Source organism: Ewingella allii (assembly GCF_044430645.1).
Taxonomy (GTDB): Bacteria; Pseudomonadota; Gammaproteobacteria; order Enterobacterales; family Enterobacteriaceae; genus Ewingella; species Ewingella allii.
Map to the genome: position 1 here is coordinate 26778 of NZ_JAWUDN010000003.1, position 13994 is coordinate 40771.

The 13994-nt window shown below is 54.5% G+C and carries 10 protein-coding genes; 7 read left to right on the forward strand and 3 right to left on the reverse strand.

Annotation, left to right across the window (positions count from 1 at the left end; translation table 11 throughout):
* Nucleotides 1-26: 26 nt before the first annotated feature.
* Nucleotides 27-2507, reverse strand: coding sequence for a glycerol-3-phosphate 1-O-acyltransferase PlsB (gene plsB, locus SBO83_RS08900; RefSeq protein WP_396131248.1), 2481 nt, complete (start codon nt 2505-2507; stop codon nt 27-29).
* Between the two features lie 164 nt (nt 2508-2671).
* On the opposite strand from plsB, the gene SBO83_RS08905 reads away from it, so the two are divergent.
* The 4 genes from SBO83_RS08905 (at nt 2672) to SBO83_RS08920 (ending at nt 5765) form a co-directional block, all read left to right on the forward strand.
* Nucleotides 2672-3040, forward strand: coding sequence for a diacylglycerol kinase (locus tag SBO83_RS08905; RefSeq protein ID WP_353503519.1), 369 nt, complete (start codon nt 2672-2674; stop codon nt 3038-3040).
* A 118-nt stretch (nt 3041-3158) separates the two neighbouring features.
* Nucleotides 3159-3767, forward strand: a complete 609-nt coding sequence (gene lexA, locus SBO83_RS08910; RefSeq protein WP_034793478.1) for a transcriptional repressor LexA — start codon at nt 3159-3161, stop codon at nt 3765-3767.
* Nucleotides 3768-4006: 239 nt separating this feature from the next.
* Nucleotides 4007-5368, forward strand: a complete 1362-nt coding sequence (dinF, locus tag SBO83_RS08915) for an MATE family efflux transporter DinF (protein WP_396131249.1) — start codon at nt 4007-4009, stop codon at nt 5366-5368.
* Nucleotides 5369-5555: 187 nt separating this feature from the next.
* The gene (locus tag SBO83_RS08920; protein ID WP_034793474.1) at nt 5556-5765 is read left to right on the forward strand and encodes a CsbD family protein; all 210 of its coding nucleotides are present in this window, start codon (nt 5556-5558) and stop codon (nt 5763-5765) included.
* Between the two features lie 153 nt (nt 5766-5918).
* Here SBO83_RS08920 and zur read toward each other — a convergent pair whose 3' ends face one another.
* The gene (gene zur, locus SBO83_RS08925) at nt 5919-6428 is read right to left on the reverse strand and encodes a zinc uptake transcriptional repressor Zur (protein WP_353503517.1); all 510 of its coding nucleotides are present in this window, start codon (nt 6426-6428) and stop codon (nt 5919-5921) included.
* A 120-nt stretch (nt 6429-6548) separates the two neighbouring features.
* On the reverse strand, nt 6549-7751 hold the full coding sequence (locus SBO83_RS08930) for an ROK family protein (RefSeq protein WP_396131250.1): 1203 nt from the start codon (nt 7749-7751) through the stop codon (nt 6549-6551).
* A gap of 110 nt (nt 7752-7861) precedes the next feature.
* Between SBO83_RS08930 and SBO83_RS08935 the strand changes: the two genes are divergently transcribed.
* The 3 genes from SBO83_RS08935 (at nt 7862) to SBO83_RS08945 (ending at nt 13850) form a co-directional block, all read left to right on the forward strand.
* Complete coding sequence (locus tag SBO83_RS08935; protein WP_396131251.1) at nt 7862-11149, forward strand: DUF5107 domain-containing protein; 3288 nt, start codon at nt 7862-7864, stop codon at nt 11147-11149.
* 158 nt (nt 11150-11307) lie between these two features.
* Nucleotides 11308-12294, forward strand: a complete 987-nt coding sequence (locus SBO83_RS08940; protein WP_396131252.1) for a substrate-binding domain-containing protein — start codon at nt 11308-11310, stop codon at nt 12292-12294.
* A 44-nt stretch (nt 12295-12338) separates the two neighbouring features.
* Entirely contained in the window at nt 12339-13850 is a 1512-nt protein-coding gene (locus SBO83_RS08945; protein ID WP_396131495.1) for an ATP-binding cassette domain-containing protein, read from the forward strand.
* The last annotated feature ends 144 nt before the right edge of the window (nt 13851-13994 follow it).

Below are 13994 nucleotides of genomic sequence, written 5' to 3' on the forward strand. Positions count from 1 at the left end.
TTGTGATTTACTGCACTTAGCGAGGCTTAGTGGTCGGTGTCGCGCACGTCGACCTTCGGCTCCGCCGGTGGCTCGGAAGGCTGCGGAAGCTCGGACGGCATGCCCGCGCTTTCGATAGTCAGCTTGATTTCCGGTGTCATTAAATCACTCAGAATGGTGTAAATCTCACGCGTGTGTTCCGGGATAGCATCGCCGATGTCGTTGATGAAGCCCTCGGCACGCAGAGTGCCAACCAGCGTGGTAAAGACGGCTTTATCGAAGAACTCCGGCGCATTGATACCGTGCAGAACCGACAGGCGCTGAGCCATAATCCGACTCTCTTTTTCCAAGGCTCCACGGCTGATGCTCGGGTTATTGGTCAACAGAGAGAGGGTGATGGCGTAGCGTTGCAGCGTTTCACGCACACCGGCGGCAAGCAGTTGCAGCGGGCGAATGCGCGCCGGGTTCAGCGATAGCGTTTCGCCATCGAGCTTAATCAAGCCCTGACGGGCCAGTTCGGCGCTGAGCACTTCCAGCAGTGCTGGCAACTGTTCTTTGCTGTAGTGCATGAACAGTTCGGCTTTCATCATTGGGAAAATCAATTCAACCTGACGCAGAAGTTCTTGGCTGCTCACCGAACGGTGATGCATGACAATGCTGGCAATCAGCGACGGCAACACCAGCATGTGGTGAATGTTGTTGCGGTAGTAAGTCATCAGCACGGCCTGCTCGCGCGGCAGTACAATGATGTCGCCAATGTTGTCTTTCTCGACTTCGAACTTGTTCATGTTCAAGGCGTGATCGAGCAGCTGGGCAGCCGTCAAATCTGGCACGGTAGAATCTTCAGCATAAGGCACGTTGCGCAGCAATTGCAGGTAGCAATCGAGTTGCTCGGTTAACTGCTCACGGGTGAGTGAACGTTGACGCGACGCCAGCAGCGCGGTACAGCACAAGTTCATCGCGTTAGCTGCCGCGGAATTGTTGATCCGTACCATGATTTTGTCAGCCAGATCCTGCACCGTCGGGGTCAGCCAGCTTGGGCGCTGCGCTTCGATTGGGTCGATAGCATCACGCCAGGTTGGGACATTCTGGTTCAGGTAAGTGGTGAGATGCAGCGGCTCGCCGAAGTTAACGTAGCCCTGACCCAGGTTACGCAGTTTACGTAACCCGTTGATCATCTGCATAAAGCTTTCTTTCTCTTTGGTCGCGCCGCGCAGCTCTTTGGCGTAAGTCCCCACTTCCATCACGTGCTCATAACCGATGTAAATCGGTACCAGCGTGATAGGGCGAGATCCGCCGCGCAGCATGGCCTGAATGGTCATCGCCAGCGTACCAGTCTTAGGCTCAAGCAGGCGCCCGGTGCGCGAACGGCCACCTTCGACAAAGTATTCAACCGAATAGCCACGGGTAAACAGCTCGCCGAGATATTCGCGGAATACCGTGGAGTAGAGCTTGTTACCTTTGAAGGTACGGCGAATAAAGAAGGCACCCAAACGGCGGAAAATCGGGCCAGCGGGCCAGAAATTCAGGTTGATCCCGGCAGCGATGTGCGGCGGCACCAGACCTTGATGGTAAAGCACGTAAGAGAGCAGCAGGTAGTCCATGTGGCTGCGGTGGCAGGGAACATACACAATCTCCTGACCATCGAGTGCCAACTGGCGAACGCGCTCGGCGTTATGCACGTTGATGCCTTTATAGAGGCGGTTCCACGTCCAGCTCAGCACGCGGTCAGACAGGCGCACGGCTTCATATGAGAAGTTCGCCGCAATCTCTTCCATCAGCTCAATGGCGTTCTGCTGGGCTTTCTCGTGAGAAATCTTCTTGCTACGCGCTTCGTCTTCCACCGCTTTTTCGATGGCTTTCGAGGCTAATAGCTTGTTGAACAACTCCTGACGCACGGGCAGACGCGGGCCGACGGCGGCCAGACGCTGACGTGAGAAGTGCATACGCGCCACGCGAGCCAGCTTCTGTGCGATGGTTTTGTCCGTGCCGTGTTCAGTGGCCATGTAGCGCAGAGAAACGGTATTGGAGAAACGCACAAAGCTATCGCGGCCCAGCCACAGCACGGCGAAGAACTTCTGTATGCCGTTCAACACGCGCAGGTGCGGAGTCTGCTGTCCTTCACGCCCCGGCGCACGGCCAAACATCACCGATACTGGCAACATTTGGATGTCGAGATCGGGATTATTGCGATGCAAATCGAGATAGTCGTGGAACAGTTTTATCGACTCAATTTTCGGCGTGTAATAAGTGAAAACGCGAGGGCCTTCAGCGATAAAAACGTGGCTCGGCAGTTGAACGCCGTCGATTTCCAAAGGAATAAGGGGATCAGGCAGATTCTGCGCCAGGCACTGGGTGCGTAACGTCAGTAAATCCGCTTTCGAATGGTAAGGTAAAACATACAAGATCGGGCGCGTCGGATCTAAGCGCAACTCGGTAACCGGATCTGTAGGGATAACCTTGCTCTTTACCAGCAATTTTAGTGGTAAATTCAATAAGGTATAATAAAGTCTACGCCAACCTGACATAAAAAATGTGAAGCCTCTTGTTAGCAAATCGCCGCAAGGATACCAGAAACCAGAATCGAGTTCTGTTTGTTGCGTTAACGGCGATATTTGTCACCCTGAATGGTTTTGAGTATAAAATGCTGCCAATACTCTGTCCGCCAAAACTCTGTTAAGACGCATAACACATGAAAAATGAATCAACGGGCCTAATTCGTATCGTTAAGGCCGCCGGCTATTCCCTCAAGGGATTGAGTGCTGCCTGGAAAAACGAGGCGGCCTTCCGTCAGGAAGTGATAGCCGTTCTGCCCTTCATCATACTGTCATTTTTCCTCGATGTGACTAGCGTCGAGCGTATTTTATTAGTGGGCGTCTTGGTACTGGTGGTGATTGTCGAATTATTAAATAGCGCCGTCGAAAGCGCGATTGACCGCATCGGCCCTGAATTCCATGTCCTGTCCGGGCGCGCCAAAGATTTTGGATCGGCCGCGGTACTTTTGAGCATCATACTGGCGATTTTCACCTGGGTCAGCGTCTTTTGGCCGCGCTGGTTCTAAAGCGGAATACAGATTCCAGATTTCACTTTAGCACTGGTTTTTATGCACTCTTAGGTTTTCATTCCCTAGTTACCTGTATATACTCACAGCAATACTGTATAAACAATCAGGGGGCGGAATGAAAGCTTTAACAGCCAGACAACAAGAGGTTTACGACCTCATTCGCGAACATATATCCACCACGGGTATGCCGCCGACTCGTGCAGAAATTGCCACTCGTCTGGGGTTCCGCTCGCCAAATGCCGCGGAAGAACACCTCAAAGCCCTGCAGCGCAAAGGCGTGATTGAAATCGTCTCTGGCGCGTCGCGCGGCATTCGCTTGCTAATGGAAGAAGAGGAAGGTTTACCACTGATTGGCCGCGTCGCCGCCGGTGAGCCTCTTTTAGCTCAGCAACATATCGAAGGCCACTATCAGGTCGATCCTGCCATGTTCAAGCCTAGCGCCGACTTCTTGCTGCGCGTTAGCGGGATGTCTATGCGGGATATCGGTATTCTCGACGGCGATCTGTTGGCGGTTCACAAAACGCAGGATGTACGTAATGGGCAAGTTGTCGTTGCGCGCATTGATGATGAAGTGACGGTTAAACGCTTGAAAAAGCAGGGTAGCGTCGTGCAACTGCTGCCAGAGAACAGCGACTTCGAGCCGATCGTGGTTGACCTGCGCGAGCAGAGTTTCAGCATTGAAGGCTTGGCTGTTGGCGTTATCCGTAACGGCGACTGGATCTAATCCTTTCTGCTGGCAAGGCTCGGTACTCGCCCTTCCTGAACGTACTGCCGGGCTTTTGCTATAGACATTTGCCACAAAGCTAGCTGTCGCCTTACGGTGATCTCACGCCGTGACACTGCGCCCCTTGATTGGGGCGTTGTTGTTTAAGCAGATCGCTGTTTTTATAAAAAGCGTTGATGCCGACACGCCGAATTACGCCAGGTTGACCTCTTGTTCAATATCCTCAGCATGGGACCTCTATGCCTCAGCATCCCTTTCGACAAGTATTAAGCCGCACCTTCCTCAGCCGCGAGGACAAAGCCTTATGGAAACTGGCTTTGCCAATGATTTTCTCCAACATTACCGTCCCACTATTAGGTTTGGTGGATACCGCTGTTATCGGCCATCTCGACAGCGCGGATTATCTCGGCGGCGTAGCGGTCGGCGCGATGGTGACGACCTTCCTCTTCATGATGCTGCTGTTCTTGCGCATGAGCACCACCGGCCTGACTGCTCAGGCGTTGGGTGCCAAAGATAACCTGCTGCTGGCCCGTGCTTTTGTTCAACCTTTCCTGTTAGCGCTGCTGGCGGGCATTTTAATCATGTTGCTGCGCACGCCGCTGATGGATCTGGCCTTTCAGGTGGTCGGCGGCAGTCAGGCCGTGCTGGAGCAGGCGCGGCTGTTTATTGAAATACGCTGGTTGAGCGCCCCGGCTTCTCTGGCAAATTTGGTGATCCTCGGCTGGCTGCTGGGCATCCAGTATGTGCGTGGCCCGGTTCTGCTGCTGATTGTCGGCAACGTGCTGAATATTGTTCTGGATATCTGGCTGGTGATGGGGCTGGGCTTGAACGTGCGCGGTGCGGCCATTGCTACGGCTTGCTCGGAGTACGTCACATTGGCGCTAGGGTTGTGGCTGGTATGGCGGATGATGGCGCAAAAAGGCATTGATTTAGCCCTGCTACAGCAGGCGTGGCGGGGCAACCTGCGGCGCTTACTCAGCCTCAATCGTGACATCATGCTGCGCTCGCTGCTGCTGCAAGTCTGCTTTGCCTCCCTGACGGTAATTGGTGCCCGACTGGGCGGGCATATCGTGGCGGTGAACGCCGTGTTGATGAATTTGCTGACCTTCACCGCCTTCGCCCTCGATGGCTTTGCCTATGCTGTGGAAGCCCACTCGGGGGAAGCCTTTGGCGAGCGCAACCGTGAGAAATTGTTACGCGTTTGGCACGCGGCGTGTCGTCAGGCAGGGGCCGTGGCGCTTGGCTTTGCGCTGTTCTATGGCCTGACCGGGCAGCAGATTGTCAGCATGCTGACCTCTTTACCTGACATCCGCCAGCTGGCTGATCAATACCTGGGCTGGCAGGTGGTTCTGCCGCTCATCGGCGTCTGGTGTTATCTGCTGGATGGCATGTTCGTCGGCGCAACGCGGGGCCGCGAGATGCGCAATAGCATGGCCGTGGCAGCTCTGGGTTATGGCCTGACGCTGTTCACTCTGCCTTGGTTCGGCAACCATGCTTTGTGGTTGGCGTTGGCCGTGTTTCTCGCGTTAAGAGGTTTGTCGTTAGGCTGGGTGTGGCGCAGATATTGGCAAGGCGATCGCTGGTTTATTAAGGCGGAGTAAAATAAATCGCCGATAAATTTATTAGTGTTTATCGCTATTTAACACTTTGGATTATTCCTAATATTGTGATTTAACGCTGTCGCTTGACCCAAATGCCAAATTCTCTACTACTCTTAATTATGTGATAAGCACTTAGTGTGTTGAACAAAACACAGAAACCTAAACCACGGTAGTAGGAGAATTGATTATGAATAAGGACCAAACCGAAGGTAACTGGAAGCAGTTCAAAGGCAAAGTGAAAGAGAAATGGGGCAAGCTGACGGACGATGATCTTACTGTTGTAGAAGGTAAGCGCGATCAGCTGGTCGGTAAGATCCAAGAGCGCTACGGTTACAAGAAAGAAGAAGCTGAGAAAGAGCTGAAAGCGTGGGAAACGGATAACAAGTATCACTGGTAAATCGTAACTTCCCCGTGCGTAACGGTGATAATGCATCCTGAAAAAATGCTGCTCCTACCCGGATAGCTTTCAGGATGCAGGGTACAAGGACGTACCGCCTTTATTATTTACTGATCTAAATCTATTTTCTAAACTCATTTATCTAAATCGGTATTAGCGCTTTTTAGTCACAATACTGTGGTCATGCTCGCAATGTTCATGGCTGTCGCAAAGCTCTACCACTTTACAATCCCCGCACAAACCATGCGCTTCCACCACGGAATGCCGCAATTCAAACCCTGATTCTACTGCCAATTTTGCCAATCTCTCTTCGATGCCGTCCGTGGTCTTCTCTGTGACCAATCCGCAGCGATCGCAGATAAACAGCGCAGAGGTGTGGCTCGGCTCTTCGAAATGATGGCACAGCACGTAGCTGTTGGCCGATTCAACGCGGTGAATAAAGCCTTGTTCCAGCAGGAAATCCAGCGCGCGGTAAACGGTGGGTGGCTTGGCCTGTGGCTCGCTAATTCTCAGTAAATCCAGCAGATCGTAAGCACTAATGGCACCGGGTTGCTGCGTCATCAGGCGCAACACTTCCAGACGCTGTGGCGTTAAACGCACATTACGCTTCTGGCAAAGTTTTTCGGCCTGTGAAAGAAGTTGATCCGGATTGTTCAGGGTCATAAGAAGTTTCTCTGAGTACGATGCTGGGTTGAACGCTTACGAGCAAGCGAACGATGATTTTACCATGCTTCGCGTAAATCGCCGAATTATGCGCCATTGCAGTAAACATCCTGCAGTTATTCAGACGCGATTTTCTAGCGCTTGTTCCACATACAAATAACCAATTCCCATGATTTGCTGCTCACGGCTGAGCGTCCCCAGGCCAATATGCGTGGCCTGAGTCTTCACGCTGTCGGTTTTATCGAAGGGGTTTAAGCCACTCTGTTCCAATACCGTGCTCAGCCATGCCTCGCCAAAGCCACAGCTGCGGCCATAGAGATGGATTTGGTTAATATTGAGAATATTCAGGAAGTTATACAAGCTCAGCCCCAAGGCGCGCGCCGCCGCAAACACCATGACGCGGAGGTTTTCATCCCCCTGATGGTAGCCTTCGATAATTTCCTGAGTGGTCGGGGTGCGCAGGGCGGATTTATCAGCCGCCGCCGCACCATTTTTCAGCAGCATCCGCGCTTTTTTCTTCATGGCAGAGAGCGAGGCGATAGTCTCCAGGCAGCCATATCGCCCGCAAGAGCAGAGGCTGCCGTCGGGGTCGATAATGGTGTGGCCGATTTGGCCGCTGCCAAACAGATTGCCACGATAAATCTGCTGGTTTATAACAAATGAGGAGCCAATGCCGTAATCTACATTGATAACGCAAAAATCACGCTGAATTTCAGTGTGTTGCCATTTCTCTGCTAAAGCTAGCATGATGCAGTCGTTATCCATCAAAATTTCAGTATTGAGCTTCTCCTCCAGTAAATATTTAATCTCTATTGCACAGTCCCACGGGGCCTGCGGCATGTTCTGCGAGACGCCGGTGGTGGGATTAACCTGCCCGTGAATCGACAGCGCAAGGCTGAGATTTCTTCCCCGATATTGTTTGCGATAGTCATGAAACAGGCGTTCTATCTCATTAAGCAGCTCACTGGGTGTTTTCACTGCGATTTCACTCAGGCGAAATTCGCTTTTTGCCGTGATAAGCCGATCAACTAGAATACTTTCAATGCGATAGGGTGAGACATTCATGCACAGAATATCGCTGTCTTCCACCGCCACTTGATAGCTGCCACCGCCTAATCCTCGCGAATGCAGATTCACGTCGCTGTGAACCACTCGCCCCTCTTCCTGCAACTCATTAAGGATCTTGCCGACGGCCGGAATCGACAGGTTAGACAACCGCGCCAGCGTCGATTTGCTCGCCGTTTTCTCGCGATAGAGCAGGGTCATCAGCACCTTTTTATTGAATTCCCTGACCCGAAGATTGTTCAAACCCTTAAGTTGCATTCACTAAACTCCGCTTACTGAATTGCGTGACGGTAGCGCATTAATTAGCCGCTTTCGCTGCGTAGACTCACGAAATTGAACTTTTCAGTATTCATTGGTGAGAGGAACGCATGAGCGGAAATGTAAAAGTCTGGCAGGAACAGGTCGAATTACCGACGTATCTCACGGGAAAACAGGATACCCATCCGATGTTTTTAGCCCATCGGGTCTACCAAGGTTCTTCGGGCAATGTCTATCCGTACGGCGTGACTGACCAACTGACGGGCGAGAAGCAGATGCAGCCCTATCAGGCGCTCTATCTGGAAAATGATTATTTGAAAATCATGCTGTTACCCGAGCTTGGCGGGCGCGTTCACCGCGCCTGGGACAAGATCAAACAGCGTGATTTTGTCTATCACAACGAAGTGATCAAACCGGCCTTGGTGGGCCTGCTTGGGCCGTGGATCTCCGGCGGAATTGAATTCAACTGGCCGCAGCACCATCGCCCAACCACCTTTATGCCGGTGGATTTCACCTTGCAGCAGCATGAAAACGGCGCGCAAACCGTTTGGATGGGGGAAGTGGAGCCGATGCGCGGCTTGCAGGTGATGACCGGCTTTACGCTCTATCCAGACAAGGCGCTGCTGGAAATCAGCGCCAAAATCTATAACGCCAACCCAACCCCGCGCCACTTCCTGTGGTGGGCTAACCCGGCGGTGAAGGGAGGGGATGATCATCAGAGCGTTTTCCCGCCGGATGTCACCGCCGTGTTCGACCACGGCAAACGGGATGTGTCCTCTTTCCCCATCGCCACCGGCACCTATTATAAAGTTGATTACTCGCGCGGCGTGGATATCTCGCGCTACAAGAATATTCCGGTACCGACTTCCTACATGGCGGATAAATCGGCCTATGATTTTGTCGGTGCTTACAGCCACGACGATCGCGGCGGCTTGCTGCACGTGGCGGATCACCATGTCTCGCCGGGCAAAAAGCAGTGGACCTGGGGCAACTGCGCCTTCGGCCTGGCCTGGGACCGCAATCTTACCGACCGCAACGGCCCGTACATCGAGCTAATGACCGGCGTCTTCACCGACAACCAGCCGGACTTTACGTGGCTCGACGCCTATGAAGAGAAGTGCTTCGTGCAGAATTTCATGCCCTACAGCGAGCTGGGCATGGTGCAAAACGCCAATACCGACGCCGTGCTCAAATTGCAGCGCGACGGGCAAAAGGTGGAGTGGGGCATCTACGCCGTGGCGCCGCTGCACCAAGCGCGGGTGCTGATCGCCGAGGCCGATGGTGAACAAGTCTTGGTGGATAAAGTCATTAGTCTGCAACCGGGCGAAGTGCTGCATGCCAGCCTGCAAGGGGAGTTCGGCGGGCGGCTTAAAATCAGCCTGCTGGCGGAAAACGGTCGGGAAATTCTGCATTATCTCGAGCATCAGCCGAAGGAAACGCCGCTGCCCGAAGCCGCCAAAGCGCCACTTCCCGCTGACCAAATCCAAACTGCCGAGGAAGCCTGGTTTATCGGCCAGCACCTTGAACAGTACAACCACGCCAGCCATGGCGCGCCAACCTACTATCAGCGCGGGCTGGAACTCGATCCATTGGACTACCGCTGTAACCTGGCGCTGGCGACTCGCGACTATAACCGCAGCAACTTCGCCAGCAGCATTGCCTTTGCCGATAATGCCCTAAGCCGCGCCCATCGCTGGAATAAGAACCCGCAGTGCGGCTTCGCCAGTCTGATCCGCGCCTGTGCTTATGAGCAAACCGACAATCTTGATGCCGCCTATGAAGACTTCTTCCGCGCCATCTGGAGCGGCAACGCCAAGTCTGGCGGCTACTTTGGTTTGGCTCGAATCGCCACCCGCCGTGAGAAATTTGCTGATGCGCTGCAATTTTGCGAGCAGGGTCTGGAAAGCCACGCCAGCCATTACGGCCTGATTGGCCTGAAAGCATTGCTGCTACAACGGGTGGGCGATGCGACCTCTGCCGGGCGCTATCGCCAGCAGCAGTTGCAGCGCTATCCGTTGCACTATCTGCTGCATTTCCTGAACTACCAGCAGCAGCCGAACAGCGAATCTCTGCACGCGCTGCGTAAAGTCACCGGGCAGCGTGGGGAAAGCGCGCTGAATATCGCCACCCAGCTGCTCTCTTTCGGCTTTAACACGCTGGCGCTGGAGGCGCTGGAGTCCGTCGACAGCCGCGAAACTCTGCCGCTCTATTTGCAAGCAAGCCTTGACCCGCACAACCGCCCGTCGCTGATAAGTCAGGCTCGTCAGGCCTTCCCGAACCATGTCCGCTTCCCTAATAGCATTGCCGAAGTGCAGATGCTCAACACCTTCACCGACGATGCCTTTGCCCATCATTTGCTGGCCTGCTTCCACTACAGCAAGGGCAATTTGCAGCCAGCGGTTGCCCATTGGCAGCGCTGCCTTGAGCTTGAACCTGACTTCACCGACGCGTGGCGCGGCTTGGGGATTTATGCGTGGAATATCGACCATGACGCCGAGGCGGCGGCTCACTGCTTTGACCAAGCTTACGCGCTGGCTCCGCACGATGCCCGCCTGCTGTTTGAGCAGGACCTGTTGAAGAAACTCACTGCGACCCCTACACAAACCCGACTCGCGCTGCTCGAAAAGCATCTTGATGTGGCGACCCGGCGCGATGACCTGACGGCCGAGCTGCTGGGACTTTATCACCAAAATGGCAAGTTGCAGCAGGCGGCAACGCTGCTATCTGAGCGCCAGTTCCATCCGTGGGAAGGGGGCGAAGGGCGCATCACCGGGCAGTTCTTGCTGAATGCGCAACTGCGGGCGCTTGAATTGCTCAAAAACGACAAACCGGCAGAGGCGCAGGAGATTTTACTGGCAGCTCAAACTTACCCGCTGAATCTTGCCGAGGGGCGGCTGGTCGGCCAAACCGACAACGATCTTTACTACTGGCTCGGCGTCACGGCCAAACGGTTGGGCCAGCACGCACAGGCTAAGCAGTGGTTCGAGCGCGCCGCGCAGGGGGATAAAGGCATCAGCGAGCGCCGTTATTACAACGACCAGCCAGTGGATTATCTGTTCTATCAGGGCATGGCGCTGCGCCAGTTAGACCAGCAAGCCGAGGCGAATCAGCTATTTAGCCAGATGCTCGACTGGGCAGAACAGGCCAGCGGCGATGCTGTGACCGCCGACTTCTTTGCCGTCTCCCTGCCGGACCTGCTGGTGCTCAATAGCGACCGCCAGCTTCAGCATCGCGAACATCTTTTATTGGTCAAAGGCTTAGCCCTACTGGGAGCCGGAGAAAACAGCGCGGCGGCGAGCACGCTACAACAGGCGCTGGCGCTTAATCCTGCTAACAACAAGGCGCAGCTTTTCCTGAGCCTCGCCGGGCAGGCGGAGGGTTTACTAAACGCTGTTTAGTTTAATCCGTGATCGTGATGAATAACTGCACGGCGGGGATGATTTACTTTATCCCCTCTGTGTTAACGCAGTGAAAACATTTACTTCACAACTACAACAATAAATCAGGCATCACCCTTAACAGAACATCACGCCAACCCAGGAATACCGGAGGAATCATGCCGTTCAACTATAAAAGAATTGCTCTGACTACCGCCCTACTGACCGGTTTATTCACCCTCACTCATGCGCAGGCCGAATCGGCAAAAGCGCTGACCGTCGGGGCCATCTATCTCGACACCCAAGGCTATTACGCCGGCGTGAAAGCCGGGGTTCAGCAAAGCGCCAACGCTTCGGGCGACAAGGTCAATTTGATTGAAACCAACGCGCAGGGCGATATCTCGAAAGAGAGTACCTTCATCGACACGCTGATTGCCCGCAAGGTGGACGCCATCGTGCTGTCTGCTGTGTCTGAGCAGGGCAGTCGACGGGCGATCCAGCGAGCCAGCGAGGCCGGAATTCCGGTGGTTTGCTACAACACCTGCATCAGCGAAAAAGGCGTGCAGAAATATGTCGCTGCCTATCTGGTGGGCGATCCGGTGGAGTTCGGCCGCAAAGCGGGGAATGCCGCCGCCGACTACTTTATCGCTAACAACATTACTGCTCCAAAAATCGCGGTGATTAACTGCGAAGCCTTCGAGGTTTGCGTTCAGCGCCGTAAGGGGTTTGAGGCTGCCCTGAAACAGCGCGTGCCGGGCATGAGTATCGTGGCAAATCAGGAAGGGACCGCCATCGACAAAGCCATTTCCGTGGGCGAAAAGCTGCTGATTTCCCAGCCCGATCTGGACGCCATTTTTGGTGAGTCGGGCGGGGCTAGCCTTGGCGCCGTGAAAGCCGTGCGCAATCAGAGTCGGGTAGGGAAAACCGTGGTGTTTGGCTCTGACATGACCACAGAAATCGCCCAGGAATTAAATAAAAATCAGGTGCTTAAGGCCGTGGTGGATATTTCAGGTAAGAAAATGGGCGAGCAGGTATTTGCTAAAACGCTGCAAGCCATCAACAAAACCCTGCCAGCGGACAAAGTCATTCAGGTACCGATTGACCTCTACACCACCTCAGCGCAGGGACAGGGCTGGCTGGACACCCATCAGGATGGCCTACCTTAATCTGAGGTTCGACTATGTCAGCACTTGCAACGGCAGCAGACACCATGACCACCCCTGAGGATGACAAGGATTGTGTTGCCTCGGTGCGTGGCGGCTACAAAGAGTATCCGGGCGTGATTGCTCTGGAGAATGTGGATTTCACACTAAAGCGCGGCGAGATCCGCGCCCTGCTGGGTAAAAACGGTGCCGGGAAATCGACACTGATTCGCCTGCTCACCGGCAGTGAAAAGCCGGATCGGGGAACCGTCACCTTAGGGGGGCAAACCCTCTCAGGCAGTGACGCCCAGCTCACTCGCCGCGCGGCGGAGTTAGGCGTGCGCGCGGTGTATCAGGAGCTGAGTCTGGTGGATGGCCTCAGCGTGGCGGAAAACCTCTATCTCGGCGAATGGCCGCGCAGCGGCGGCATGCTCGACACGCGGAAAATGTTGGAACAGGCGCGGCACTGCCTTGGGCACCTCGGCGTGGATATCGATCCGCTCCAGCGCGTTGAAAACCTCAGCCCGGCGCAGAAGCAACTAGTTGAAATCGCACGCGTTATGAAGGGGCATCCGCAGGTGGTTATCCTCGACGAGCCCACCAGTTCTCTGGCTTCCAACGAAGTCGAACTGGTGATTGCCGCCGTTCAGGCAATGGCGGAAGTCGGCATCGCGGTTATTTACGTCAGCCACCGAATGAATGAAATCCGCCGTCTGGCCTCCAGCGCCACCATCATGCGTGACGGCAAAGTCGCGGGGAATGTGCGTTTGGCCGATGCCACCACCGAAGAGATTGTCGCCCTGATGCTGGGGCACAGCGGGCATCGCGATAACCAAGTCACCCAGCCACAAGGGGGCAAAACGGTGCTTTCTGTTCGCGGTCTGAATCTGCCACCCAAGCTTCACGACATTAATTTCGACCTGCTGCAAGGCGAGGTGTTGGGCATTGCCGGGCTTCTGGGATCGGGCAGAACAGAGCTGCTCAAAGCCTTGGCGGGTCTGGAGAGTTACAGCGACGGCGAGGTGGAAATCGACGGGGCGCGGATACACAAACCGACCTATGCCCACATGCTGGCCCACGGATTGGGCTATACGCCGGAGAACCGCAAAGACGCTGGCATCATGCCGCTGCTCGGGGTGGATGAAAATACCGTGATGACCAACCGCCACCGCGTCAGCCGGTTCGGGGTGTTGCAGTGGGCCGACATTCGCCAATACACCCAGGACATTATCGCCAGGATGCGGGTGAAGGCCCCCAGCACCACGACGCCAATTGGCACGCTTTCCGGCGGCAATCAGCAGAAGGTGGTGATTGGCCGCTGGGTCTACGCCGAAAGCCGCGTACTGCTGCTCGACGAACCGACGCGCGGAGTGGACGTTGAGGCGAAAAACCAGATTTATCAAATCGTTCGCCAACTGGCCGCCGAAGGGAAAAGCATCATCTTTGTCTCCAGCGAGGTGGAGGAATTGCCGCTGGTGTGCGACCGAATTTTACTGCTGCAACAGGGCACGCTAACCCGAACCCTGAGGTCGCCAGTGAGTACAGAAGAATTAATGGCGGAAATATTAGCGTCACATTAAATAGCCGCAGTGAATAAAACCTGCGGTGAAAAATATCAATCAGGGCAGCGCTGAGTGGCTCAACAACATACTGCAATGTAAGAGCCTCTAGGTTGCCGGTAAATGATGATTTTATTTCCCAGCTTGTTATTTCGACGCTGGGGA

What these genes read in the sequence shown, in the direction of transcription:
- zur (WP_353503517.1), bottom strand. Translation starts at nt 6,428, where the DNA reads ATGACCCTGAACAATCCGGATCAACTTCTTTCACAGGCCGAAAAACTT.
- SBO83_RS08920 (WP_034793474.1), top strand. Translation starts at nt 5,556, where the DNA reads ATGAATAAGGACCAAACCGAAGGTAACTGGAAGCAGTTCAAAGGCAAA.
- SBO83_RS08940 (WP_396131252.1), top strand. Translation starts at nt 11,308, where the DNA reads ATGCCGTTCAACTATAAAAGAATTGCTCTGACTACCGCCCTACTGACC.
- SBO83_RS08935 (WP_396131251.1), top strand. Translation starts at nt 7,862, where the DNA reads ATGAGCGGAAATGTAAAAGTCTGGCAGGAACAGGTCGAATTACCGACG.
- lexA (WP_034793478.1), top strand. Translation starts at nt 3,159, where the DNA reads ATGAAAGCTTTAACAGCCAGACAACAAGAGGTTTACGACCTCATTCGC.
- SBO83_RS08905 (WP_353503519.1), top strand. Translation starts at nt 2,672, where the DNA reads ATGAAAAATGAATCAACGGGCCTAATTCGTATCGTTAAGGCCGCCGGC.
- plsB (WP_396131248.1), bottom strand. Translation starts at nt 2,507, where the DNA reads ATGTCAGGTTGGCGTAGACTTTATTATACCTTATTGAATTTACCACTA.
- dinF (WP_396131249.1), top strand. Translation starts at nt 4,007, where the DNA reads ATGCCTCAGCATCCCTTTCGACAAGTATTAAGCCGCACCTTCCTCAGC.
- SBO83_RS08930 (WP_396131250.1), bottom strand. Translation starts at nt 7,751, where the DNA reads ATGCAACTTAAGGGTTTGAACAATCTTCGGGTCAGGGAATTCAATAAA.
- SBO83_RS08945 (WP_396131495.1), top strand. Translation starts at nt 12,339, where the DNA reads ATGACCACCCCTGAGGATGACAAGGATTGTGTTGCCTCGGTGCGTGGC.